Genomic DNA, 24,704 nt, shown 5'->3' with positions numbered 1-24,704 from the left:
AATGAAACGTGTTGCATTAGGAGGAAGTACCATGAAATGGTCATTAAATGAACTGCAAAGATATCAGGATGAACCACTTCAGTTGGATAGTACTCTGGATTTGAGTGCATTACTTACCGAACGCTTTCCTGAGGACATTCTGGCAGTTAAACCTGTTAAAATCTCAGGATATCTTAGTTATGACAAAGGTGATGTAATGGTTACGTTAAAAGTTGAAACCACCATTACAGTTCCGTCATCGCGTTCGCTACGGCCGGTGGATCTTCCACTTTCGTTTAAGTACACCGAGTTTTACTTAGGTGATGCTGAACACGTTAAAAAGTATGAAGATTCAGATACGGTTATCGTGTTGGATGATGATAAAATGATTGATCTCGATGAAGCTGTCGCTGAAAATATTGTTTTACAAATTCCAATGCAAGTTCTGTCTAAAGAGGAGCAACAAAGTAATGAATTTCCTGCTGGTAATGGGTGGGAAGTCATTTCTGAAGAGGAATATGTTGCTAACGAGACAGAATCTAAAAAAGTTGATCCACGTCTCGCTAAATTAAAAGAATTATTTCCTGATCAGGATAGTAACAATGATGATTAGCGGACTGTTATATTAGTGGACAAAATCATGATAAGGAGGTGGCATAATGGCTGTCCCAAAGCGTAAAACTTCAAGAACAAAACGTGATATGCGTCGTGGTCACATCAAACTTAGTGTTCCTGGTTTGACCCCTTGCCCAAACTGTGGTGAGTTACGTAAATCACACATGGTATGCCCAAGTTGTGGTTACTATGACGGTAAGCAAGTTGTTAATACTAGCAAGTAATAACAATTAGAAATATAAAAAGCATCATTCATGGCGCCGGACCTGAATGATGCTTTTTAATTTGTAAATTTTAGCAAAAAAAAGGATCTAGTCAAACGACTAGATCCTTTTCATTTTAGTAGGTCTTATTTAGACATGTCGACAACTTCACGGCCAACAATCTTTCCTGCTTTCATTTCGTTAATGATATCGTTAACTTCGCTTAACTTACGAGTGTGAACGATAGGGTGAACTTTTCCTTCAGCACCAAATTGGAATGCTTCAGCAAGGTCTTGACGAGTCCCAACAAGTGAACCAGCTACTTGAATACCATCAAGAACTGTTTTAGCAATGTTAAGTTCCATGTCACCTTGAGGAAGGGCAACAGCAACTAGGCGTCCGTCTGGACGAAGTGAATCAACGGCTGCAGTAAATGCGCTAGCAGTAACCGCAGTTACTTGGGCATTGTTAACTCCGCCGACCTTTTCTTGAATTTGTTCTGCAACATTGTCATCATGACGGTTGATCAAAACATCGGCACCTAATTTTTCAGCTGCAGCCAATTTGTCAGGGTTACCATCAACCGCAACGACGTGAGCACCAAAGACGTTCTTAGCATATTGAATAGCTAAGTTACCTAAACCACCACAGCCAACAACTGAAACCCAGTCACCAGGCTTTGTGTTACCAACTTTCAATGCCTTGTACATTGTGACACCGGCACAAGTAATTGAACTAGCTTCAACAGGGTCTAAGCCATCTGGAACTTTAACAGCGTAATTTGCATCAACGATACATTGTTGAGCCATAGCGCCATCAACAGTAAATCCAGCATTGCGAACGTTGCGGCAAAGTGTTTCACGACCGGTTAAGCAGTATTCACAGTGGCCACATCCACCAAAGAACCAAGCGATTGATACACGATCACCAATTTTTAAGTTTGTAACACCAGGTCCAACCTTACTTACACGGCCAACACCTTCGTGTCCAATAACACGGCCAGGAACTTTACCAAAATCACCGGCAGCAACGTGTAAATCAGTGTGGCAAAGGCCACAATATTCAACATCGACAAGAGCTTCACCATGTTCTAGTGGGCGTAATTCCTTTTCAACAATATCAACATATCCGTCAACTGGGTCACGTACAATAGCAGCTTTCATACTTTTTAACCTCTTTCAGAAATAGAATTTATATCGCTTTCGATATATTACAGTTTGAGCTTAGCAAATTTTTGCATGTATTTCAAGTGAAACTATACACATTGGCAAAAATATTAACCGTTTTCTTTCTGATAACTCCTTGATACAAGGGCTTCTACAATAACATATTAAATTCACATAGTAATTTAATAAAAATTAAATTTGTATGTACGCCATCAAAAAGTGATGCAAATAATGAAAACATGTGGTATTCGCTATATTTGATTAAGTAATTATGATAAAATATTTAATGTATGTAAAAAATGTGTGACGCAAGAATTAGAGAAATAATAGTAGGAGTGAAAGACTCATGAGCAGAATTTTAATAATTGAAGATGAAGAAAACTTAGCCCGTTTTGTTGAACTAGAACTTCAACACGAAGGCTACGAAACAGATGTTGAACTTGATGGTAGAGCAGGATTGGATGCTGCTTTGGAGCAAGATTTCGATGTAATTTTACTAGATTTAATGTTGCCAGAACTAAATGGTATCGAAGTTGCACGTCGAGTTCGTGAAGTTAAAAGTACACCAATTGTCATGATGACAGCACGTGATTCAGTTATTGATCGCGTATCTGGCTTAGATCATGGTGCGGATGATTACATTGTTAAACCATTTGCAATTGAAGAATTGCTTGCTCGTGTACGGGCTTTGTTACGTCGCATTCACATTGAAGGTGGCGGTAATGAAACACCAAAGACTACGGTTACTTACCGTGATCTTACTATTGAAAAAGAAAATAGAGTTGTCAGACGAGGCAAAGAAATTATTAATCTCACAAAACGTGAATATGAGCTTCTTCTCATTTTGATGGAAAACGTCAATGTAGTAATGTCACGTGACGTTCTACTTAAACGTGTTTGGGGATATGAATCACAAGTAGAAACTAACGTTGTTGATGTTTACATCCGTTACTTGAGAAATAAAATTGACCGTTCTGGAGAAAGAAGTTATATTCAGACCGTCCGTGGTACAGGATACGTAATTAGGTCATAATATTTAAAATGGAGTAGTCTGCCATGAGTTTGAAAAAAAGTACATCTGAATACAGAATGTCACTAAAAGTAAAATGGGCACTGGGGACTGCTTTGGGTGCGTTACTTATATTTGCATTGTTGACTTTTGTACTGTTTCAATCTTTTACAAGTGACCTTTTGAAGCGTGAACAAAGTTCTGTTAATCGATCACTCGTTTCTGTTGAAAAACGTCTTGCTAGTAGTGACAGTAAGCTTACCAATAAGCATGTACAGCAGTTAATTAGAGCTAGCGATGGGCTTGCTGACCGAACCGAAAAATCTAACACAACTGAAGGCGTTATTAACGGACTCAGTGTTTCTGATTTATCAATTACAGTTTACGACCCCAGTGGACAACAAATATTTACTACTGCTGGAAGTAACAAGTCTCGTACTTTCCAAAAGACAAGTAAGAAAACTGTTAGTTTAGTTAAAACAAATTCTCGTAAGAGCATTGTCGGAAGAATTCCAGTTTATCAAAATAAAACTAACAAATTAACTGGATATATTCAGGTTACTAGTAGTCTAAGAGGATATTATCAAGTAGCCGACAGGTTATTAATGATTTCAATGCTTGTTTTAGTACTGGTCGTTATTGCTAGTGGGTTGCTTGGATATGTATTGTCGTACTTTCTATTGCGTCCAATTGATGAGATTCATGATACGGTCAGCAGGATTCGCGATGACCCAACAGATAATCATAGAGTTCCAAAAATGCATCGGAATGATGAATTATCTGATTTAGGCAACATGTTTAATGAAATGCTTGATAGAATGCAACGCTATATTGAGCAGCAGTCACAGTTTGTGGAAGATGTTTCACATGAACTAAGGACACCTGTGGCCATTATTCAAGGGCACATGGAGATGCTTAATCGGTGGGGAAAGGATGACCCAAAGATTCTTAGTGAATCACTTGATGCTTCTTTAAAGGAAACAAAACGAATGCAGGATCTTGTCCAGGAAATGCTGGATTTGAGTCGGGCAGAGCAAGTTGAAATTAACTTCAGAGATGAAAAGACTGATGTTGGTGAGGTAGTCCACCAAGTCTATAATAATTTTAAAATGATACATCCAGATTTTGTTTTTACAATTGATGATGATTTAAAAGAACCCACGATTGCAAAGATTTATCGCGACCATCTGGAGCAAATATTAATCATTCTTTGCGATAATGCCGTTAAGTACTCGACAACTAGGAAAGAAATTCATTTATCACTTTCTAGAACACTCAATAATGTTGAGATTGGTGTACAAGATTTTGGTGAAGGTATTTCACAAGATAACATGGATAAAGTGTTCAATCGTTTTTACAGAGTAGATAAGGCTAGAAGTCGGAAAAAAGGTGGCAATGGTCTAGGATTATCAATTGCTAAGAGGCTGATTGAGGGCTACCACGGTGACATTGCACTAGAAAGTTCGGCGGGATATGGATCCTTATTCAAGGTTACTTTACCGGTAATTAAAGAAGACGTCCAAAGTCTTGATGATTAATTTAACAGGGATTCAAGCAATCAAATGCTTGAACCCCTGTTTTTGTAACTTGTTGTTCATTTTTTTATCATCAACTCAAACAAAGTAATTAAGGTAGCATCAAGGCACTATCTAGAGCTAAATCATCTGAGCAAAAAAATAGGGCCTACACTTTTGACATTGATTACTATAACGTCATTAATGTAGACTCAAATTTTTTGTGAATTATGATTTATGATGTTGTTTACCCTGGTTACGATTTTTCTTTGGTTTCGTATTTTTATCTTGTTCGTTATCAGTAGTATTTTTAAGTTGTTCAATGCTGTCTTTAGTTCCTGTTGGCTTTGTTTCTTCGGCTACAACAGGTACGGGAGTTGGCTTGACAATTTTCTTAGGTGGGTTTTTCTTTAACTCTTTTTCAATGTTATGTCTAATTCTTGGACGGTACATATTGATGATAATGGTTTGGATAATTGCAAAAAGACCACCAATAAAGAAGTAAAGGCCAAGTCCAGCAGACGACGACATGGTAAAGAACAGAATCATCACGGGACTGAGAAGCATTGTGAACCGCATTTGTTTCTTCTGATCTTCTGGTAGCCCAACAAGTGATAGCCACGCTTGAACCAAATACGCGATAAACGATAATACCGCTAGTAAGATACTTGGACTACCAAGTTTAATTCCCATAAATGAGGCACTCGACAGTTCCGGTGAATAACGAATTGCAGCATATAAAGCTGCAAACACAGGCATTTGGATCAGTAATGGCAGGCACCCAATGCCGCCAGTCATACTGATGCCATTTTCGCGATACAGTGCCATCATTTCTTGACTGACAGCTGCCTGTTCCTCGGGAGTCTTTGCTTTTTTCTGACGAGCTTGAATTTCACGCATTTGTGGACCAACCATACTCATCTTTTCTTGCTGAATGGTTGATTTTTTCATTTGACTAATCATAACTGGCAACAATACCATTCTCACAATAAAGACAATGATGATGATTGCCCAACCATAATTACCACCGAAAAAGTTGGAAATCCACTCCATCAAATGCTGAGTGGGTTTTGCCAAGTAATCATAAATCATTCCATATGGTTTACCGTTCTTAGTTCTAACACATCCGCTGAGGAGTAATGCAGCAACTGTAAGAACAGATATGACCGAAAGTTTCTTATTTTTCATTAAATTAACCAATTCCTTTAACTCATTTTCATAAACGCTTAACACTATACCGTACTTAAACGATAAATGCCACTAACTTTTCTAACAATTATCCAGTTACCTAGTAGTGATGCCGTTTTATTTTATATAAAATCGTTTGTATTTTTTAATCTGCTGGGTGTTTACATCCATGTGATATATCTTTGCAAAAGGAGTCGGACCTTTTTTAATGAAATCAATGAGTTGGTCAATATGCTCCGCAGAGCCTTGTGCTTCAATATACACAGTTCCATCACTTAAATTGCTGATTAATCCAACAATTGCTAAGTCTCTAGCTTCTTTGCTAACCGACCACCTAAATCCGACGCCTTGAACAATACCTTGAACATTGATCTGAACCGATTTCATTTTTTATATTGCCTTTCTACCAAGTTTAATATGATATATAATTGAGGATACTGGAGTTGATTATATTGGAAAAAATTATATCTTTGCATAACCAGCACGTTAAAGACTGGAAAAAATTGTTAACACGGAAGCAACGAAAAAAAACAGGTACCTACCTATTAGATGGCTGGCACCTTATTAATGAAGCACTAACCGCCAATGTTAACGTTAAATCACTGATCATCACATCTGATCAGCTTGAGGAACATGATGATATTGTAACACGTGATTTTCCTATTTATGAGGTTACTGATGAAATAATGCGTGCCATTACAGACACTGTTACACCACAAGGTATTGCTGCAGAAGTAGAATTACCAACTGATCAGTTTGATATACCGGAATCAAGCAGAGGAGCATGGTTGTTCTTGGATCAAGTTCAGGATCCTGGCAACATTGGTACTATGGTTAGAACTGCTGATGCTGCGGGGTTCACAGGAGTCGTTGCAGGAAGTAAAACAGCTGATCTATATTCGCCAAAAGTTGTGCGCTCCATGCAGGGTAGCCAATTTCACCTAACACTACGCCATGGTAATTTAGATGAATGGATAGAATTATTTAAAAAACAACATTTTCCAATTTATGGCACTCAGTTAAATCCTGAAGCTAAGAACTTTCGTGATGTGGCTCCTGCAGGTAGCTTTGCTCTGGTAATGGGTAATGAGGGCAACGGTCTAAGTGACAATATCTTATCTCAAACGACTTCTAATTTGTATATCCCGATGAATGGTCGAGCCGAATCACTTAACGTAGCCGTTTCAGCAGGAATTTTAATGTTTCAGTTAAATCAAAACATCAAATGATTATTAAAAATCAGCCATTAAAGAGCTAAAAGCTTTGCTTTTTCTGCAAATGCGTGTATCATGTTGACAGAATTAAGAAAAGGGGCTCTGTATGAAAAAAAATATTTGGCAAGAAGATCAGGAATATGTTGAAATTGTTTCAGATTTACTGCGTAATCCTGCCGTTCAAAAACTATCACAGTATACTCAGCATCATCATTCGAATCGGCTAGACCATTCAATTGCTGTTTCATTTGATAGTTACGAACTTGCTAAAAAAATGCATTTGGATTATCGAAGTGTCGCTCGTGCCGGCCTATTACACGATTTGTTTTACTATGACTGGCGCACAACGAAATTTAACCTCGGTTCTCATGCCTTCATTCATCCTCGAGTGGCATTAAGGAACGCGGAAAAAATTACACCATTAAATGATATGGAAAAAGACATTATTTTAAAGCATATGTTTGGAGCAACACTTGCTCTACCAAAGTATAAAGAAAGCTTGTTGGTTTCTTTGGTCGATGATTACGAGGCCGAACATGAATTCTTCTCACCACTTCGTGCAAGAGTTGACGATTGGATGCAAAGAATTGGCGTACGTGCAAACTAATTTAAAAAATGTTGCTTGAGGGAGGTGGCCTTTGTGGCAGTTAAGGAATCTGTAGAAAATTTTACGCTTTGTCCAAAATTTGAAAAAACATTTTCAATTCTGGGTAAAAAGTGGAATGGGTTAATCATTGAAGTTCTGTTAAACGAGGGGTCAGTGAGATTTAAGGATCTTGTGGCCAGCGTTTCAAAATGTAGTGATCGTGTTCTAGTTGAAAGACTTAAGGAGCTCGAGCATTGTGGTATCGTCACTCGTAATACGTATGATGACACCAGCAGAGTTGACTATTCACTTACGGACAAGGGGCAAGAACTTGCGCCTGTCATGGAAGCCGCACATCAGTGGGGCGACAAGTGGTTTAGTGAAAATTAGTCTTGACCTGTGCTTGAATATTAATTAGAATAATTAACGTACAAATAAAGATGTTGATGGAAACTAGTAGGGTAAGAAAACTAAAAGGAAGTTACCGGCACTGACTGAGAACGGTAATTAGTTGTTTTATCTGAATTTCACTTCCGAAGTTGACACAATTGTGTCCGGTCGACAGCCGTTAAAAAGTTTTTTGAGTGTGCAGATTATCTGCAAACTAGGGTGGTACCGCGAAGCTTCGTCCCTTTTGGGATGAGGCTTTTTATTTTGATCAAAAAAGGAGAAGACAATGGGGTTAAGAGAAAAATTAGACGAGTTACGCCAGCAGGGCCTAAAAGACGTCGATAACAGTGAAGATCTAGATAGAATTAACGACATTAGAGTAAGATTGCTTGGAAAAAAAGGTCCAATTAAGGAAGCGTTACGTGGCATGCGTGAATTAAGTGCTGATGAACGTCCAAAAATTGGACAATTTGCAAATGAAATTAGAGATGATCTAACAAAAGCAATCGATAAGCGCCGAGAAGAACTTGAATTTGCAAAAATCAATGCGCAGTTGGAACAGGAAACAATTGATGTTACTTTACCAGGTAGTGAAGTTGCCCAAGGACAACCGCATGTTATTCAGCAAATTATTGATGAGCTCGTTGATTTGTTTGTTGGTATGGGTTATGAAGTTGCAGTCGGTGATGAAGTCGAAGAAGATCACTATAACTTTGAAATGTTGAACCTGCCAAAGGATCATCCAGCTCGCGATATGCAAGATACATTCTACGTGACACCAGAAGTTCTAATGAGAACACAAACTTCACCTATGCAGGCTAGAATGCTTGAAAAACACGACTTCAGCAAAGGTCCTTTAAAGATGATCTCACCAGGTAAAGTTTACCGTCGTGATACCGATGATGCTACACACAGCCACCAATTTCATCAAGTTGAAGGTATGGTCATCGGTAAGCACATAACAATGGCTGACCTGAAGGGAACCCTTGAAGTTGTTGCTCAAGAATTATTTGGTGATGAATTACAAGTTCGCTTGCGCCCAAGCTACTTTCCATTTACTGAACCATCTGTTGAAGCTGATATCACATGCTTCAATTGTCTTGGTAAGGGATGTGCAATTTGTAAACACACCGGTTGGATCGAAGTATTGGGAGCTGGTATGACTCATCCAAATGTTTTGAAAATGGCAGGAATTGATCCCGAAGTATATGGTGGATTTGCATTCGGGCTTGGACCAGATCGTTTTGCAATGTTGAAATATGGCGTAGAAGATATCCGCGATTTTTATCAAAACGATGTTCGCTTCTTAACGCAATTTGACCAGAAAGGATAATCAATAAATTATGAAAGTTTCATACAAATGGTTACAAGAATATTTAGACATTGATATTAATCCAACTGATTTGGCCGAAAAAATTGCCAGAACGTCAGTGGATATTAATGATGTGTACTCACCAAGTGACGGCTTAAAGAAATTAGTTGTTGGCCATATTGAAAGCGTTGAGCCACACCCAGACTCTGATCACCTAACTCTGTGCCAAGTTGATAACGGTGAAGAGACAGTCCAAATTGTCTGTGGTGCTCCGAACGTTGTGGCAGGAAAAAACGTTATTGTCGCTCTTCCCGGTGCACGTATCGGTAACAATATTAAAATCAAACGTAGTAAAATGCGTGGAGAAATTTCTGAAGGTATGTTGTGTGCACTTCAAGAAATTGGTTTCAGTGAAAAAATCGCACCTAAGGCGTACGATGAAGGAATTTGGTTCTTACCAGATGATGCTAAGCCTGGTGAGTCTGTTTTTCCATATTTAGGAATGGATGATACAATTATTGATACAGACATCACTCCCAACCGTGGTGATATGTTCAGCATGCTTGGTAATGTAAATGATATCGCCGCTTTCTATGGACTGAAGTCTCACTTCAAAACACTTAATGTTAAGGAAAACTCAACGACAAGTACTGCTGATTTAATCAAGGTTCAAATTGACGACACTAACTTAGCTCCAACATATAAATTGCGTGTAATCAATAACATTGAAATTAAAGACAGCCCAATGTGGATGCAAATCCGTCTTTGGAATGCTGGTATTCGCCCAATTAATAACGTAGTTGATGTTACAAACTACATTTTGCTTAAGTATGGCCAACCATTACACAGTTTTGATTACGACAAACTTCCGGAAAAAGAAATTAAGGTAAGATTTGCTAAGAAAGACGAAGCATTTACAACACTGGACGAAGATGAAAGAAAGCTTAATGAACAGGATGTCGTTGTGACTGCGGGGGATAAACCTGCTGCGTTGGCTGGAACTATGGGTGGTTTAGATACCGCAATCAGTAATGAAACGAAAAATGTTGCATTGGAAGCTGCAATTTTTAATCCAACTTTAATAAGAAAGCAGGCTCGTCGTCATGACCTGCATAGTGAATCGTCAACAAGATTTGAACGCGGCATTAATCCTGAAACAGTTGAAACTGCATTAAACGAAGCAGCTGAGTTAATTGCGGAACTTGGTAATGGTACAGTTGCCACTGGAATTGTGACTGGAAGCGAAGCTGCAATTAACGAGCCAAAAGTTGAAATGAAACTTGCAAGGATCAATCATGTCCTTGGTACACAAATGAAGATGGAAGACGTCACCAACATATTTGATCGGCTTGCATTTGATTACAATGTTGACGGTGATACGATCACGGTCACTGTACCAGCTCGTCGGTGGGACGTCAGCATAGAAGCTGACTTGCTTGAAGAAATTGCAAGAATTTACGGTTATGACAACTTACCTTCAACATTACCTGAGCAAACAAGTAATATTGGCGCCTTAAGTCTTCGTCAAAATTTGATCAGATCAAGTCGTCATGTGCTAGAGGGTGAAGGACTTAACCAGGCAATCAGCTATTCTTTGACTACCAATGATAAAGCGGAACAATTCCAGATTGAAAATCACGGAACACCAATGCTGCTCGATTATCCAATGAGTCAAGATCACATTGCGACTCGTATGAGCCTTATCAGTGGTCTTCTCAACGATATTGCTTACAACATTGCTAGAAAACAAAAGGATGTTCGTCTGTATGAACAGGGCAGAATCTTTACAACTGACAATGATGGCATTCGTCCTTTAGAACAAGAACATATCGCTGGTGCAATGACCGGACAGCTTCTCAATAATAATTGGCATCAAGAAAACCACTCTGTTGATTTCTACGATTTAAAAGGGATTGTTGAACGTTATTTGGAAAATATGTCATTATCGGGCACAGTTACTTTTGTTCCGTCAAATGAACGTGCTGAGTTACACCCAGGACGGACAGCCAATATCAAGCTTGACGATCAATTAATTGGATTCATTGGCCAAGTTCATCCACAAATTGCGAAGGAATACAAAATTCCTGAAACATATGTTTTCGAGCTTAATCTTGAAGCAATCATTGAAGCTCCAAAGCAAGGTCGTCACTATGACGAAATTAGTAAGTATCCTTCAATTAAGCGTGATATTGCATTGTTGTTGGACGATAATACGTTGAATAGTGATATAACAGCTGCAATTAACAAGAAGGGTGGCTCCTACTTGGTAGATGTTCATCTATTTGATGTTTATCAGGGAGCTCATCTACCAGCACACAAGAAATCGTTAGCATACACACTTACTTATCAAGATAAAAATGGTACCTTAACAGAAGACCAAGTTAACGAATCATTTGATAAAGTTGTTAGTTACCTAACCGCCGAATTTGATACTGAAATCCGCTAGATTAAAAAATCAGTCGCAACTTTTGCGCTGATTTTTTTATTAAGGATTAGTTATAGTTTGTAATTTTTGAACTTCAACGTAGATAACCCACCATTTTTTAGTATAATGGATTGGATTAAAAAAATAGGGTGGTAGAAAAATTGGATAAAAAAAAACAACGAGGACACAAAAAAAGATATTGGTGGATTGCGATAACCATTATTGTTGTGCTAGCACTTGGTCTAGTCGGCACAAAGGTATATATCAATTCATCAATGAAAGCTGTGAATTCCTCAGATAATACGTCAGTACAGGTTAAAATACCGCTTGGATCATCGAACGAAAAAATCGGTAAGATTCTTCAAAACAAAAAGGTAATCAAGAGTTCATGGGTATTTGACTACTATATCAAAACTCATAATAAAACATCTTTTAACGCTGGATACTATGTTTTAAAACCATCTATGAGTTTGACAAAAGTTGTTTCTGAGCTTGAAAAGGGCGGCAGCTCAACATCGTTAATTGGGGAAAAAGGTAAAGTATTAGTTCAAGAGGGTGAAACAATTGATGAAATTGCAAAAACCGTTCAGCAACAAACAAAATATAGTTCAAAACAGTTTCTAACATTGATGAAGAACGAATCCTATCTTAATAAGCTTGCCAATGAATACCCACAACTATTAGATTCAACAATGACAGCTAAAAACGTCAGATACCGACTTGAAGGCTACTTGTATCCTGCAACATATGACGTATCAAATCTGAAAAGCCTTAAATCATTAGTTAACCAAATGGTAGCAGCGGAAAATACTTCTTTAAAGCCATACTATTCAACAATGACTAAAAAGCATTTAAGTGTCCAAGAAGTGCTCACGTTGGCTTCATTAGTTGAACGTGAAGGTGTGACAACGTCTGATCGTGGTAAAATAGCTGGTGTTTTCTTTAACAGAATTGATAAGAACATGCCACTTCAGTCTGATATATCTGTTATGTATGCACTAAATACTCATAAGAAGAATTTAACATATAAGGATTTGAAAGTTGATTCACCATATAACCTATATATCAATAAAGGTTATGGTCCTGGTCCATTCAATAGTCCAAGCATCAGTTCTATAAAGGCTGTTTTGAATCCAACCGACAGAAGCAAAGGTTATTTGTACTTTATCGCAAATACCAAGACTGGTAAGATTTACTATTCAAAGACATACGCACAACATCAAAAAATCACCAAAAAATTAGCTAAAGATAACGACTAAGTAGGGAGCTTAAAAAGTTGAACAACAACATAAATCGACCAATTATTATTGGTGTTACTGGTGGTTCCGGTAGTGGTAAAACTACAGTTAGTGAAGCAATTTACCATGAATTAGCCGGAAAATCTATTATGATCATGCAACAGGACACTTACTATAATGATCAGGCTGAAATGACTATGGAAGAACGCAAAGCCGTTAACTATGATCATCCACTTGCCTTTGATACCGATCTATTAATTAGTGACTTAACAAAATTATTGAAAAATCAACCGATTGAAAAACCAGTTTACAATTACGCTGAATTCACCCGTTCAAGTGAAACAATTCATACTGAGCCTAAGGATGTAATCATCTTAGAAGGAATTTTAATTTTAGATGATCCTCGTTTAAGAGACTTGATGGACATTAAAGTCTTTGTCGACACAGATGATGACATTAGAATTATTCGTAGAATTCAACGAGACATGCTCGAACGTGGCCGTTCATTACAGTCAGTCATCGATCAATACCTAGCCACAGTCAAACCAATGTATCACCAATTTATTGAACCTACAAAACGGTATGCGGATATTATCGTGCCTGAGGGAGGTCAAAATACGGTTGCAATCGACTTACTGACAACCAAGGTGCGTGATATTTTGACAAAGCATCAATAAAAAATTTAGTCGAAAATTAGCAAAAATGGTAAACAGATACACGATAATCTGGTACAATCTATCTGTTCTTAAACAGTTTAATGTACTACTTTTAGACAAAATATTAGGATAATTAAAATTATTCTTTACATGCAAGCCCTTACGTGGTAATGTTTTGACTGTTAAATTTATTTTGATTGTAGAAGGTGGCAGAATGTCAGAAGACAAAACTTACCCAATGACCATTGAGGGTAAAGAAAAACTAGAAAAAGAATTAGAAGAACTAAAAGCAAAAACTCGTCCAGAGGTTATCAATAGAATTAAGATTGCTCGTAGTTATGGAGATCTTTCAGAAAATTCCGAATACGAGTCAGCAAAGGACGAACAAGCTTTTGTTGAGGGTCGTATCAGTACAGTTGAAACAATGCTTCATAACGTTGAAATCATTGATAATGATGCTGTTGCGAAGGATGAAGTATCACTTGGCCGTCAAGTAACTTTCAAAGAATTACCTGATGAAGAGCCTGAAACATACACAATTGTTGGTCAATCAGAATCTGATCCAATGAATGGTAAGATATCTAATGAATCTCCAATTGCTGCTGGTCTATTGGGCCATAAGGTTAATGAGGAAGTTGATATTCAACTTCCAGCCGGATCAATGAAGGTTAAGATTTTATCTGTTGAATAACAATGAATTTAGTGGAACTAGTTAGGCACCTGCTTAACTAGTTTTTTTATTTTCAATAATTCTCAGCTAAATCGATTTGTGGCATTTTATTTTGTTCATGGTATTATTAAGCTGCGGCGTGGTAAGCGCATACAATATTTGCTAAGGGGAGATTAGAAATGGTTATTAATGTTACCGATTCAGCAAGCCAATGGTTTCAAAATGAAATGGGACTTAATTCTGGAATGGGTGTTAGATTTTTTGGCAAGGTATACGGCAAAACACCTGTCCATGACGGATTTTCACTTGGCATGGTGCGTGATGATCATCCGACAAATCCAGTTGTCGATGAAGTTAAAGACGGAGTACACTATTTTGTAGACGAACTTGATGAATGGTTTTTTAGAGGCTATGACTTAACAATCGAGTATGATGAAAAAACTGATGGTCCCAAATATGAATACATCAGTAACGGTGAGTTAGACAAATAGGTTATTTTTGAATCTAAAAGGGCACGAACAATTTAAGTTCGTGCCCTTTTACAATATTATAAGGCCGTTAGCCTCTATTTTTTGTTCGACGTTTATGTTGATACAGGGTGAAGATAATCGCCGAGCCAATTGAAACTACCGAAACAATAATACCAGCGATCAACCATGGAGACCTGTAATATAGTTCGACTTTATGGTGTCCCTTGGAAATTGGCACAGACAGGAAGGTATTAATAACTTTAGTAGTTTTAACATTTTTCCCATCAACTTTAACATGCCATCCCTTTGAATAGGGAATCGTTGTCATCAATAATTGATGTTGCTTTTTTACATCAATTGTTCCAGTTATTTTTGTATTACTATGATAATTAATTTTTAAAGGAGAACTCTTCAATGTTGTTTTTAACTTGTCAAAGTGGCTCTGATCCAACTTGTACAAGCTAACATTTTGTAACCACATTGTTTGCTGTTTCATTTTGAATGTAATTGTTACTGGTTTACCTTTTTGCTTGGAAGCAACGTTAATAATCACTGTATTCCTAAATGTCGGGTACTGTGTGAGCTTTTTACCATTCAGATAATAAGAAGCCACGTCACTCGTTAGATTAGCGCCAAAGGTCAAATAGTACGATTCATTGGTTTTGGGTACAAAAGTTAATTTAACGTACGCCGGTTCCAGCAGATTTTGCTTACTGAAGACAGTCCCAGTTATTTTTTTAGATGTTTGAACATTGTTAAATGTTACATGATCAAAGTTCTGTACTTCGAACAGTGATTTGTTTGATTTGTCACCAGCCAATGCTTGATAAATTTTTGATTGCCAAGCAACAGGATCAGAAGTATTTGATTTTAGCGATTTAATTTTATCTGAAGCAGCAAAAGCGATTGACAGGGCGTTCTTATTTCGATATGTCTGTGTCAGTGAATCTTCGCTCTTAATATTTTCCCGATTCAAATCTGGCTTGTTCGACGTTGCCGGTAAAATAGAAGATGTTGTCTGGCCGAGGATGGATGTGGTTGGTCGAGCAGTCATAAAATACTTCATACCTAACAACGAATCAGTAACCTGTGTGCCATTTGTATATGCCACAAAACCATCACCATCGGGTTCACCAATCGAACCGTAGAACGAGGGAATACTTGGTTCTAGTGTTGATCCAAAATGTGACCCACCATCGTAATCGGCCTGCATCGTATCATCTTTCGTCCGCATAAATGTTTTGCCAATTCGATAGAAGCCGCTATCACTTTTTTTAATTTTATTAACTGCCTTATCAAGTTCGGTTGTATAATCACCAAAATCAGATTGGCTCACATAACTAATGTTGTTAAGCGAAGTGTATGCATTCGTTGCCATTTCGAATGTTGCTAGCATGACAAATAATCCATCATACAGGAATGGAGAATAGTAGCGTGGAATACACAGCCAAACAATTCCAACAAAACTAAAACCAATACTAATTAATAGTTGACTATCCGTGATGTAAGAAAATGACGACATATTCAGCTTCAAATAGATATGGATGGCGATGATAATAATTGCTAACGGAATCACTTTTTTCCATCCAATGCGGAAGTTAGGAGTTAACACATGGGCTGCCATCCAAAGAACCCAAAACGAAAATACAAAGGAAAATCGGTATGGGTACCATACTGGAAATTGACCAGCATGCCAGAGCAAGTCTAGCGGTTGTAAACAAAATGATAAAAGAATAAATAATGTAATTGCAAATGATGCTAATCGAGGACGCCAATGAAACCTGCGATCCACAAAATAAAGCAAGAATGCCATCAACATTAGCATGCCAACAAAAATATTCGGTTGACCACTAGGCATTTCTTTAAAATTAAATGATCCGGTAATTAGTTTACCAAGCATTTTGAAGGGGAAGTATTCAAACTTAAATTTAACTGCTGTTTCGGTATAGGTTCCTTTACTCTGCATCAACGCATAAAGTGTTGGTAGCAGTAAAGCACAAGCAAACAGCACGGATAAGACAGAACTACCAATGTACTTTAAAAATCTTTTGAAACTGGTTTTAAATCCCAAAGAACGATCATTTAGTTGCCAAATCATAAATAAGATCGTAAAAATAGCAACCATCCAAGCCATGTAGTAGTTAATTACCAATAGTATCGAAAACCAAATAATGTAAACCCAGGGTTTGTTTTCATTTACTAATTTAATTAACCCCCAAATAACAGGTGGTAATAGATATAAAACGTCCAACCAGATAACATTTAATTGATTAGCGATAATCCATCCCATCATTGCATACGATGTTGAGAATGCGAGGATTCTAAACCCTGCCTGCAATTTAGTCTTTTGTAAAAGCCATGCAAAACTGTAACCTGCTAACCCATATTTCATTAACGTAATGACCAAAACACCAACTGATAATGTCTTACCAGGGAAAAATAGGATAATTAAATTCAGGGGGCTCATTAGGTAGTAGGAAAAAATTCCAACCATGTCACCACCCAGATCTTTTGAAAATGAGTAAAAGAACGTGTCAGGATGACTTAATACCGTTGATCTAAAATATGAATAGAAATCAATGTATTGCTGACCAAGATCAACGGTTAATATACTACTTGAACCAAATGGTGCCATGGATCGGTATGCAAAATATCCACCCATTAGTGCTACCGGAATGATAAAAGCGCATAGCATGATCCAATTTTGACGAATAAATCTTTTAATAAAATCCAATTATCTAACCTCACATCAAAAATAATTACTAAAAAAGTTAAAATTACACAAAACCGCTGTTGATTTTTCGTTACTTCGTTTAGAATAACATAGTAAGTTGGTTTGTTTTATGAATTTTTGATAAAATGGATCTCGTGAGAATACGCAGATACACATACGTATACATATTTTTTAAGGAGCATTTAGTATTTTGAAACTATCAACTCGTGTCAAAAACAGATTCAAACCGCGATCAAAGAAAAAGACAGCACAGTCCCAAATACCATTCCGTTTAAACTTTTTAATGTGGACTGTCGGTATATTACTATTACTTCTGATTGGAAGACTATTTTACCTGCAGGTTCTCAATGGTGACACGTACAAAGCCGATGTTAGCGACTCCGATACAAGTACTGAAACCACAAACGTTCAACGTGGAATGATTTATGACTCCACTGGAAAAGTACTGGTTGGTAATGCAGCCCATCAGGCAATTACTTACACTCGAGGATCTACTGATACCTCAGCCGAAATTTACAGAACGGCAAATATCCTGGGCAAATATCTGAATTTATCGGTATCTACTCTTACTAAACGTAATAAGATTGATTATTATTTAGTTCCCACATCTCATCAAAAGAAGGTGTTGGCTCAAATTCCAGGACATAAAGGAATGTCAGAGTCGAAACAATCAAATGAAGAGATCAAATATCTAGAAAACCATCCTGGATTCATTAAGTTAACGTCTCGTCAAAAAATTAAGGCAATGATTTATGCAGATATGAGTAGCACGACGTCTCTTGAAACTACTTATATCAAAGAAACTGGCGTAACTAGTAAAGAAATCGCTGAGGTTGGCGAACATTTGAATCAGATGACTGGTATTAAGGTTGGGACTAGTTGGACACGAAATTACCCACAAGGTAAGGCGATCGCGTCTCTAACAGGTACAGTATCAAACTCTAAAACTGGTTTACCTAGTGATTCTGTTAATGAACTGTTATCAGAAGGCTATTCTCGTAACGATAGTGTTGGTATCAGTTACTTAGAACAAGAGTATCAGTCAACATTGGCAGGGACCAAAAAAGAAACTGAAGTATCGTCAAGTGGCAATTCAAACTCAGTTCAAAAGGCTGTTACTAAGTATGAAGGTAAAAAGGGTGACAACCTTGTTCTAACAATTAACTCTAAATTCCAAAACAAGGTTCAGAGTATCCTTAAGTCAGATTATGAAGCTTATGGTAGTAAGTCTCACTCAACAGGTGCCTACATCGTTGTTATGAATCCTAATACTGGTGCAATCTACGCTATGGGTGGCCTGGATCGTAATACTTCGACAGGTAAGATTACAAATGACCAGATTGGATCAATTAACCATTCAATCGTTATGGGATCTGTCGTTAAAGGTGCAACCGTGATGGGTGCGTTGATGAAGGGTGTAATTACCCCATCAAATAACACACTTTATGATCAACCAATTAAGATCGCAGGAACTCCAAGTAAGAGTTCATGGTGGAACACGAGTGGTAAGGTTGCTATCACTGCTGAAGAAGCATTGGAAGTTTCTTCTAACTCGTATATGATGCAACTTGCGATGAAAGAGGGTAACTTCACGTATTCATCTGGCGCTGCGTTAACAATGAAGAAGAGCATATTTACTAAGCTGAGAAATGTGTTTAACCAATTTGGATTGGGAGTTAAAACAGGTATTGATCTTCCCGGAGAAACAACAGGGTATACTGGCCCAACCAATGTCATTGGTAAAGCACTCGATTTATCGTATGGTAACTATGATAGTTATACAGTTATGCAATTAGCACAATATGCTTCCACCATTGCCAATGGTGGTTACCGGATGAAGCCTTACATTGTTAAAGAGATTCGTGGAACTAACAAGAACGGTTCGCTTGGACCGGTTGAATCTACCACTCAACCAACTGTTTTGAATACCATTAACGCCAATCAATCAGACTGGAACGTTGTTCGTCAAGGAATGTACATGGTTGTGCATGGATCTAGTCCATACAAGACTGGTTCAGCACTAGAAGATCTGAGTCCAGCCGTTGCTGCTAAGACAGGTACTGCCGAAACATTTGCCGGCACAACATCGACCTTAACTCATAGTTTGATTATGTTTGGACCTTATAAGAATCCAAAGGTTGTAGTAGCAATTGCAGTACCAGGTGCGGATACTAATAGTTCATCTATTGCTGTTACCGTGGGACACGATGTCTATCAGGCTTTCTGGAAGTATGTAGAAGCAAAAAATAATTAACAAGCATGTCAAGGAACTTTACTTAACAAACTGTCATAAATCACTAGCCAAAAGGGTTAATTAATGATATAGTTATACGAGTTAGGGTTCCACCCGATTAAAAAAGTTTGGAGGTTTCAGCCATGCGCGTACACATCACATTAGAATGTACTGAATGCCATGAACGGAATTACTTATCAAGTAAGAACCGTCGTAACAATCCCGACCGTATTGAATTAAAGAAGTACTGCCCACGGGATCACAAGGTTACTTTACATCGTGAAACAAAATAATTAACATATAATGGTCTTGTGCCAGGTTATGTATTAAAGGGTAGTAACAAGATTCTTTGTTGCTACTCTTTTTGTATCTATTACACAAAATTTTGAATAGAGGCGAACTGCAATTAACGACAAAACACAGGCTCGAAAACACTACATTGGCGAAATGTCCGCAATGAATGCTCACGAAAAGGAACGTCAAGAGCAATCAATGTATGCACACCTGTTTAATTCTGCGGAATGGCAATCAGCAAAGATAATTGCAGTTACTAAAAGCCAATCGATTGAAGTAAATACGGCGCCAATCATCCAACAAGCGATTGAATCAAACAAAAAAATTGTTATTCCGAGAACATTGCCACACAGACAAATGGAATTTGTATTGTTAGATGACGACACTAAATTCAAGCAAAAATTTGGCATTGATGAACCTGTCAATGGACAGATATATAATCAGGAGCAAATAGACTTGATCATTGTCCCAGGGGTTTCATTTGCAAGTGATCATAGTCGACTCGGATTTGGTGCTGGTTACTATGACCGATACCTGTCAAAATATGGTGGTAACACAGTTAGTCTGGTCTTGTCTGCACAGATTCAGGGTAAAATCACTTGGCCTGTTGATGAATTTGATGTTAGAATTGGTCATTTAATAATTGCTGAGGGAGAAAACAATGAGTTGGAATAATTTAAAGCAACAGGCATTTTGCACTCAGGCAATTGTTTTGATACAAGTAATCGTATTTATATTAATGACGGTTGCCGGAGGATCAACTAATACACAGATTTTAATCGAGTTTGGCGCAAAGGTTGGCACACTGATTCAAGAAGGACAATGGTGGCGATTAATTACACCAGTTTTTCTTCATATTGGCCTCATGCATTTGGTTGTTAATTCCGTAACTGTGTATTACATTGGCACTCAAATTGAAAACATGTTTGGTCACGCACGGTTTTTGTCAATCTATTTTGTCAGTGCACTCACTGGAAATTTGGCCAGCTTCGTGTTCTTGCCTAATTCACTTTCTGCTGGAGCCAGCACGGCCATTTTTGGCTTGTTTGGGGCATTTCTAATGCTGGGTGAATCATTTCACCATAATCCGTATATTCGGCTTCTCAGCCGTCAATTTTTGACATTTGTGGCAATTAATTTAGTATTCGATCTATTTATGCCTGGTATCGATATATATGGTCATTTAGGTGGATTAGTTGGTGGCTTTTTGATGGGATATGTTGTAGGAACTCCACAAATTGGTAAAATCAACTTGATAAAGCGTTTTCTAAGTGGCATCATATTGCTTGTAATAGTTGTTATGTTTTACCAAATGGGTATGGGAACGATCTGAGGTGATTGACTAATGAAAACGTTATATGATGTTCAACAGTTGCTCAAAGAATTCGGAGTTTACGTCTATGTTGGCAAACGTAAGTGGGATATTGAGCTGATGGCACTTGAACTAGATAACTTGTTTAAATCAGGTGTCGTATCACATGATGATTATTTAAAGGCAAAACTTGTTTTGCGCCATGAACACCATTTGGAAGAACAATTAGAAACAAGGAATGGTCTCAAGGAGGACGTGTGATGAGTAGTAAAAAGTTAATCGGTGTTGATTTAGGCGGCACGACAATTAAGTTTGCAATTTTGACTGAAAATGGTGAAGTTCAACAAAAATGGGCTTTTAGGACCAATATTTTGGATGATGGACAACATATTGTTCCTAGCATTGTCGAATCAATCAATCACCACATAGATTTGTATAAGATGTCTCGGGATCAATTTGTCGGTATCGGTATTGGAACACCCGGCACAGTCAATCTTCACAAAGGAACTGTTACGGGTGCATTTAACCTTAACTGGAAGACCTCGCAACCAATTATTGAACAACTGGAAACAGGTACAGGATTAAAAGCGGCGGTTGATAATGATGCAAACGTTGCTGCACTTGGTGAACGATGGAAGGGTGCTGGCAATAACGGTAATGAGGTTGTCTTTGTGACACTTGGTACTGGTGTTGGTGGTGGAGTAATTTCTAACGGACAATTAGTTCACGGAATTAACGGTGCCGGCGGTGAAATTGGCCACATGATTGTTCAGCCCGGGGGCTATCTATGTACTTGTGGTAATCATGGTTGTCTTGAACAGTACGCTGCAGCAACTGGCGTTGTGCACTTAGCAACGGACGCAGCTGAACAATACGCCGGTGACAGCAAATTAAAAGCAATGATTGACGATGGACAGGAAATTACTTCAAAAATTGTTTTTGATTTGGCTGAAAAAGAAGATGACTTCTTAGCAAATGAAGTTGTCGATAAAGTGGCACACTATCTTGGGCTCGCATGTGCTAATATTAGTAATATCTTAAATCCAGAGTTTGTTGTAATTGGCGGAGGCGTATCTGCAGCAGGTAAATTCCTACTTGATCGTGTTAACACATCATTCCAGGAATACGCATTTGCAACTGTTCGCGATTCTACATCATTAAAGTTAGCTGAACTCGGAAATGACGCTGGCGTCATCGGAGCTGCTTCGTTGGCTCAAAGATTTGAGTAATTTGATTTTTGGAGGAATTTGATTTGGTAGTTGGAGTTAGCAAAGCATTGATCGCGGTCGATGTTATATTATTAATTGTTATTGTTATTTGGATCGGGAGCACGATTACACAGTCCATCCGTCGGAAGAGGTTCGCTAAAGTTCTTGAAGAAGATGTATTTGAAGACGGTATGAGGAAAGCTCAGGTCATCGATTTGCGTGAAAAGACTGACTTTGACAAGGGACATATTCTTGGTGCACGTAGCGTACCTTATAGCATGTTGAAACAGCGATATGTGGAGATCCGAAAAGACCTTCCAGTTTATCTTTACGATCAAGGCATGACTTTGAGTACACGTGCAGCATCAACTCTTGGTAAGCAAGGGTATAAGGATATCTCCATTCTAAAAAATGGCTACGCTCGTTGGAGTGGTAAAACAAAGACGAAGAAATATTAATTTACAATCAAAATAGGAGGCTGAGAAAGTAATTTCTAGCCTCCTTAATTTTGTTAATGAAAATCAAAAAGAAGACACGCAACCTAATAAGGTAACCTGTCTTCTTTCATACATAACTTCATGAAACGGAAATAAATTATTTGTTGTGTGCAGAACGACCTTTTCTGACAGCCGCTTTACGATTTTCCTCAAATCTTGTTTCTTCTTCCTCAATTGGCTTAACCACGTGCTTGCGGAATGTTGCAATACCGCCAATAACGGCACCAACTGTGGCAGCCGTTCCAATTACAAAGCCCTTTGCAAATTGTTTCATGATCATACCCCCAATTCTTATTTACCCTATTATGCAAGAAAACGATCACATTTACCAGTCATTCACAAAAGGAGTTTGATAAATTGACTAAAGTACTAGCGATTGTCGGCCCAACGGCAGTTGGCAAAACTGAATTATCTTTGAAAATGGCAAAAGAGTTGAATGGAGAAATTATTTCAGGTGATTCAATGCAAGTATACAAGCATCTGGATATTGGAACTGCAAAAATATTGCCGAAGGAAATGCAAGGAATAACACATCATTTAATCAATATCAGAGAGATTAATGAACGGTTTTCTGTTTCTGACTTTCAATCCCTTGCTAATAAGACAATAGATGATATTGTTGCTCGGGGGAAACAGCCCATTGTTGTTGGTGGAACGGGATTTTATGTCCAATCATTAGTAGAAAATCTTGCACTTGGAAATGATCAATTTGATTCAGAATCCGAAGCAATTAGAGCTAAATGGCATGCATTTGCAGACTTAAACGGTAAGCAGCAACTTTGGGACCATTTAAATGATCTTGATCACAAAGCTGCAGTTGGAATCCCAGTTAATAATGATAGAAGGGTAATTAGAGCACTAGAAGTGATTGAAAAAACTGGCCATCTTTTTTCCGATCAAATACAAAAACATAGTACTAATGAATTTAAGCTAATAGGCCTGAATACTGATCGAAAACTGCTTTATAACCGTATAAATCAACGCGTTAATCAAATGTTAGATGAAGGTCTTCAACAAGAAGCACGATGGCTCTACGATCAAAATGGAGTTAATTTTCAGTCAGGTAAAGGAATTGGGTATCGTGAACTATTCGATTATTTTGATCAGAAGTGTGATTTTCAAACTGCTGTTGAAAAAATCAAGCAAGATTCGCGTCACTATGCTAAACGTCAATTAACCTGGTTCCGTAATAAAATGGATGTCACTTGGTTTAATTTAGTAGAACATACTAATTCAGTTACCGAAATTAACCAAATAGCTACCGAATGGTTACGAAAGTAAGTCATTTAGTTATATGTTAGAAAACATGACATGAAACATTGACTTTTATAATTTTCGCTGTTATGCTTTTTACGTAATCAGGAAGGAGGGTTGATTCATGAAGGAAAAGGAACTCAGACGTTCATTAGCAGTCTTGCCAATTGGTACTGTGATGAAATTGACCAACTTAACTGCAAGGCAGATTCGCTATTATGAAACTCAGGAGTTGATTAAGCCTGAGCGCAGTGATGGTAATCGCCGACTGTACTCACTAAACGACGTTGATCGTTTACTGGAAATTAAAGATTATCTTGATGAGGGTCTTAATATGGCCGGCATTCGAGAAATCTTTATGCAGAAGCAACTGGATCAAGAACACCGCAAAGAACAACAAAGTAAGACACTAACAGACGATGATGTTCGCGAAATTCTTCATGATGAAATTCTCCGTGCTGGCGGACTGCAAGGTATGTCTCCAACTAGTCCCAAGCTCCGATAAAAAAACATTTTAATGTTGTTGGGTATAAGAAA

Annotated in this window: 27 protein-coding genes and 1 other annotated feature; of the genes, 22 read left to right on the top strand and 5 right to left on the bottom strand. The window is 37.8% G+C overall.

All coding sequences use genetic code 11. The features are described 5' to 3' along the window. The first annotated feature begins 31 nt into the window (after nt 1-31). A complete protein-coding gene (locus FD16_RS02335; protein WP_010622021.1) occupies nt 32-592 on the top strand; it encodes a YceD family protein in 561 nt (186 codons plus the stop codon). A 46-nt stretch (nt 593-638) separates the two neighbouring features. Next, entirely contained in the window at nt 639-818 is a 180-nt protein-coding gene (gene rpmF, locus FD16_RS02330; RefSeq protein ID WP_010622022.1) for a 50S ribosomal protein L32, read from the top strand. 125 nt (nt 819-943) lie between these two features. Here the strand turns inward: rpmF and adhP are convergent, their stop codons facing one another. Further along, on the bottom strand, nt 944-1,960 hold the full coding sequence (adhP, locus tag FD16_RS02325) for an alcohol dehydrogenase AdhP (RefSeq protein ID WP_010622023.1): 1,017 nt from the start codon (nt 1,958-1,960) through the stop codon (nt 944-946). Between the two features lie 349 nt (nt 1,961-2,309). Here adhP and FD16_RS02320 point away from each other — a divergent pair, with 349 nt between their 5' ends. Both FD16_RS02320 and FD16_RS02315 read left to right on the top strand, forming a co-directional pair. Then, nucleotides 2,310-2,996, top strand: coding sequence for a response regulator transcription factor (locus FD16_RS02320; protein ID WP_010622024.1), 687 nt, complete (start codon nt 2,310-2,312; stop codon nt 2,994-2,996). A 23-nt stretch (nt 2,997-3,019) separates the two neighbouring features. Then, nucleotides 3,020-4,510 (top strand): HAMP domain-containing sensor histidine kinase, encoded by a 1,491-nt coding sequence (locus FD16_RS02315; RefSeq protein ID WP_010622025.1) that lies wholly within the window; start codon nt 3,020-3,022, stop codon nt 4,508-4,510. Between the two features lie 204 nt (nt 4,511-4,714). Here FD16_RS02315 and yidC read toward each other — a convergent pair whose 3' ends face one another. Together yidC and FD16_RS02305 are read right to left on the bottom strand one after the other, a co-directional pair. After that, a complete protein-coding gene (gene yidC, locus FD16_RS02310) occupies nt 4,715-5,674 on the bottom strand; it encodes a membrane protein insertase YidC (protein ID WP_010622026.1) in 960 nt (319 codons plus the stop codon). Between the two features lie 117 nt (nt 5,675-5,791). Continuing rightward, on the bottom strand, nt 5,792-6,061 hold the full coding sequence (locus tag FD16_RS02305) for an acylphosphatase (protein WP_010622027.1): 270 nt from the start codon (nt 6,059-6,061) through the stop codon (nt 5,792-5,794). A gap of 65 nt (nt 6,062-6,126) precedes the next feature. Here FD16_RS02305 and FD16_RS02300 point away from each other — a divergent pair, with 65 nt between their 5' ends. The 9 genes from FD16_RS02300 (at nt 6,127) to FD16_RS02260 (ending at nt 14,656) form a co-directional block, all read left to right on the top strand. Then, on the top strand, nt 6,127-6,903 hold the full coding sequence (locus FD16_RS02300; RefSeq protein WP_010622028.1) for a TrmH family RNA methyltransferase: 777 nt from the start codon (nt 6,127-6,129) through the stop codon (nt 6,901-6,903). Nucleotides 6,904-6,994: 91 nt separating this feature from the next. Beyond that, nucleotides 6,995-7,495 (top strand): HD domain-containing protein, encoded by a 501-nt coding sequence (locus tag FD16_RS02295; RefSeq protein ID WP_010622029.1) that lies wholly within the window; start codon nt 6,995-6,997, stop codon nt 7,493-7,495. Nucleotides 7,496-7,528: 33 nt separating this feature from the next. Then, on the top strand, nt 7,529-7,864 hold the full coding sequence (locus FD16_RS02290) for a winged helix-turn-helix transcriptional regulator (RefSeq protein WP_010622030.1): 336 nt from the start codon (nt 7,529-7,531) through the stop codon (nt 7,862-7,864). A 44-nt stretch (nt 7,865-7,908) separates the two neighbouring features. Continuing rightward, nucleotides 7,909-8,110, top strand: a binding site (T-box leader). A 40-nt stretch (nt 8,111-8,150) separates the two neighbouring features. Next, complete coding sequence (pheS, locus tag FD16_RS02285) at nt 8,151-9,197, top strand: phenylalanine--tRNA ligase subunit alpha (protein ID WP_010622031.1); 1,047 nt, start codon at nt 8,151-8,153, stop codon at nt 9,195-9,197. Nucleotides 9,198-9,207: 10 nt separating this feature from the next. Beyond that, on the top strand, nt 9,208-11,622 hold the full coding sequence (pheT, locus tag FD16_RS02280) for a phenylalanine--tRNA ligase subunit beta (protein ID WP_010622032.1): 2,415 nt from the start codon (nt 9,208-9,210) through the stop codon (nt 11,620-11,622). A gap of 140 nt (nt 11,623-11,762) precedes the next feature. Continuing rightward, nucleotides 11,763-12,860 (top strand): endolytic transglycosylase MltG, encoded by a 1,098-nt coding sequence (mltG, locus tag FD16_RS02275; RefSeq protein WP_010622033.1) that lies wholly within the window; start codon nt 11,763-11,765, stop codon nt 12,858-12,860. Between the two features lie 17 nt (nt 12,861-12,877). Continuing rightward, the gene (udk, locus tag FD16_RS02270) at nt 12,878-13,516 is read left to right on the top strand and encodes a uridine kinase (protein ID WP_010622034.1); all 639 of its coding nucleotides are present in this window, start codon (nt 12,878-12,880) and stop codon (nt 13,514-13,516) included. Nucleotides 13,517-13,709: 193 nt separating this feature from the next. After that, complete coding sequence (gene greA / locus FD16_RS02265) at nt 13,710-14,186, top strand: transcription elongation factor GreA (RefSeq protein ID WP_010622035.1); 477 nt, start codon at nt 13,710-13,712, stop codon at nt 14,184-14,186. A 158-nt stretch (nt 14,187-14,344) separates the two neighbouring features. Further along, entirely contained in the window at nt 14,345-14,656 is a 312-nt protein-coding gene (locus tag FD16_RS02260; RefSeq protein WP_010622036.1) for a HesB/YadR/YfhF family protein, read from the top strand. Nucleotides 14,657-14,723: 67 nt separating this feature from the next. On the opposite strand, the gene FD16_RS02255 is transcribed toward FD16_RS02260, so the two are convergent. Continuing rightward, on the bottom strand, nt 14,724-17,369 hold the full coding sequence (locus FD16_RS02255) for a YfhO family protein (protein ID WP_010622037.1): 2,646 nt from the start codon (nt 17,367-17,369) through the stop codon (nt 14,724-14,726). A 190-nt stretch (nt 17,370-17,559) separates the two neighbouring features. Between FD16_RS02255 and FD16_RS02250 the strand changes: the two genes are divergently transcribed. From FD16_RS02250 to FD16_RS02225, 7 genes are all read left to right on the top strand, one after another. Next, nucleotides 17,560-19,623, top strand: a complete 2,064-nt coding sequence (locus tag FD16_RS02250; protein WP_010622038.1) for a peptidoglycan D,D-transpeptidase FtsI family protein — start codon at nt 17,560-17,562, stop codon at nt 19,621-19,623. 122 nt (nt 19,624-19,745) lie between these two features. After that, the gene (rpmG, locus tag FD16_RS12540; RefSeq protein ID WP_076625554.1) at nt 19,746-19,895 is read left to right on the top strand and encodes a 50S ribosomal protein L33; all 150 of its coding nucleotides are present in this window, start codon (nt 19,746-19,748) and stop codon (nt 19,893-19,895) included. 112 nt (nt 19,896-20,007) lie between these two features. Beyond that, nucleotides 20,008-20,571: a 5-formyltetrahydrofolate cyclo-ligase gene (locus FD16_RS02245; RefSeq protein WP_029508355.1), complete on the top strand. Its 564-nt coding sequence runs from the start codon at nt 20,008-20,010 to the stop codon at nt 20,569-20,571. Next, nucleotides 20,558-21,229: a rhomboid family intramembrane serine protease gene (locus FD16_RS02240; protein WP_010622041.1), complete on the top strand. Its 672-nt coding sequence runs from the start codon at nt 20,558-20,560 to the stop codon at nt 21,227-21,229. Before FD16_RS02245 ends, FD16_RS02240 begins: the two co-directional genes overlap by 14 nt. A gap of 12 nt (nt 21,230-21,241) precedes the next feature. Next, entirely contained in the window at nt 21,242-21,469 is a 228-nt protein-coding gene (locus FD16_RS02235; protein ID WP_010622042.1) for a YqgQ family protein, read from the top strand. Continuing rightward, complete coding sequence (locus FD16_RS02230) at nt 21,469-22,437, top strand: ROK family glucokinase (RefSeq protein ID WP_010622043.1); 969 nt, start codon at nt 21,469-21,471, stop codon at nt 22,435-22,437. Before FD16_RS02235 ends, FD16_RS02230 begins: the two co-directional genes overlap by 1 nt. 23 nt (nt 22,438-22,460) lie before the next feature. Continuing rightward, complete coding sequence (locus FD16_RS02225) at nt 22,461-22,874, top strand: rhodanese-like domain-containing protein (protein WP_010622044.1); 414 nt, start codon at nt 22,461-22,463, stop codon at nt 22,872-22,874. Nucleotides 22,875-23,010: 136 nt separating this feature from the next. Here FD16_RS02225 and FD16_RS12535 read toward each other — a convergent pair whose 3' ends face one another. After that, nucleotides 23,011-23,187, bottom strand: coding sequence for a DUF3042 family protein (locus tag FD16_RS12535; RefSeq protein ID WP_010622045.1), 177 nt, complete (start codon nt 23,185-23,187; stop codon nt 23,011-23,013). A gap of 83 nt (nt 23,188-23,270) precedes the next feature. Here FD16_RS12535 and miaA point away from each other — a divergent pair, with 83 nt between their 5' ends. Both miaA and FD16_RS02215 read left to right on the top strand, forming a co-directional pair. Beyond that, nucleotides 23,271-24,194: a tRNA (adenosine(37)-N6)-dimethylallyltransferase MiaA gene (miaA, locus tag FD16_RS02220; protein ID WP_010622046.1), complete on the top strand. Its 924-nt coding sequence runs from the start codon at nt 23,271-23,273 to the stop codon at nt 24,192-24,194. 97 nt (nt 24,195-24,291) lie between these two features. Further along, nucleotides 24,292-24,672 carry a MerR family transcriptional regulator gene (locus FD16_RS02215; RefSeq protein ID WP_010622047.1) on the top strand — a complete coding sequence of 127 codons (381 nt, stop codon included), beginning with the start codon at nt 24,292-24,294 and terminating at the stop codon, nt 24,670-24,672. Nucleotides 24,673-24,704 lie beyond the last annotated feature (32 nt).

It is taken from the genome of Paucilactobacillus suebicus DSM 5007 = KCTC 3549, assembly GCF_001434475.1.
Classification (GTDB): Bacteria; Bacillota; Bacilli; order Lactobacillales; family Lactobacillaceae; genus Paucilactobacillus; species Paucilactobacillus suebicus.
This window is presented reverse-complemented; position numbering and strand designations above follow the sequence as displayed.

Bases quoted from the DNA above. Each gene is read 5' to 3' on its own strand.
- FD16_RS02335 (WP_010622021.1), top strand. From the start codon at position 32: ATGAAATGGTCATTAAATGAACTGCAAAGATATCAGGATGAACCACTT.
- rpmF (WP_010622022.1), top strand. From the start codon at position 639: ATGGCTGTCCCAAAGCGTAAAACTTCAAGAACAAAACGTGATATGCGT.
- adhP (WP_010622023.1), bottom strand. From the start codon at position 1,960: ATGAAAGCTGCTATTGTACGTGACCCAGTTGACGGATATGTTGATATT.
- FD16_RS02320 (WP_010622024.1), top strand. From the start codon at position 2,310: ATGAGCAGAATTTTAATAATTGAAGATGAAGAAAACTTAGCCCGTTTT.
- FD16_RS02315 (WP_010622025.1), top strand. From the start codon at position 3,020: ATGAGTTTGAAAAAAAGTACATCTGAATACAGAATGTCACTAAAAGTA.
- yidC (WP_010622026.1), bottom strand. From the start codon at position 5,674: ATGAAAAATAAGAAACTTTCGGTCATATCTGTTCTTACAGTTGCTGCA.
- FD16_RS02305 (WP_010622027.1), bottom strand. From the start codon at position 6,061: ATGAAATCGGTTCAGATCAATGTTCAAGGTATTGTTCAAGGCGTCGGA.
- FD16_RS02295 (WP_010622029.1), top strand. From the start codon at position 6,995: ATGAAAAAAAATATTTGGCAAGAAGATCAGGAATATGTTGAAATTGTT.
- pheS (WP_010622031.1), top strand. From the start codon at position 8,151: ATGGGGTTAAGAGAAAAATTAGACGAGTTACGCCAGCAGGGCCTAAAA.
- pheT (WP_010622032.1), top strand. From the start codon at position 9,208: ATGAAAGTTTCATACAAATGGTTACAAGAATATTTAGACATTGATATT.
- greA (WP_010622035.1), top strand. From the start codon at position 13,710: ATGTCAGAAGACAAAACTTACCCAATGACCATTGAGGGTAAAGAAAAA.
- FD16_RS02260 (WP_010622036.1), top strand. From the start codon at position 14,345: ATGGTTATTAATGTTACCGATTCAGCAAGCCAATGGTTTCAAAATGAA.
- rpmG (WP_076625554.1), top strand. From the start codon at position 19,746: ATGCGCGTACACATCACATTAGAATGTACTGAATGCCATGAACGGAAT.
- FD16_RS02240 (WP_010622041.1), top strand. From the start codon at position 20,558: ATGAGTTGGAATAATTTAAAGCAACAGGCATTTTGCACTCAGGCAATT.
- FD16_RS02235 (WP_010622042.1), top strand. From the start codon at position 21,242: ATGAAAACGTTATATGATGTTCAACAGTTGCTCAAAGAATTCGGAGTT.
- FD16_RS02230 (WP_010622043.1), top strand. From the start codon at position 21,469: ATGAGTAGTAAAAAGTTAATCGGTGTTGATTTAGGCGGCACGACAATT.
- FD16_RS12535 (WP_010622045.1), bottom strand. From the start codon at position 23,187: ATGAAACAATTTGCAAAGGGCTTTGTAATTGGAACGGCTGCCACAGTT.
- FD16_RS02215 (WP_010622047.1), top strand. From the start codon at position 24,292: ATGAAGGAAAAGGAACTCAGACGTTCATTAGCAGTCTTGCCAATTGGT.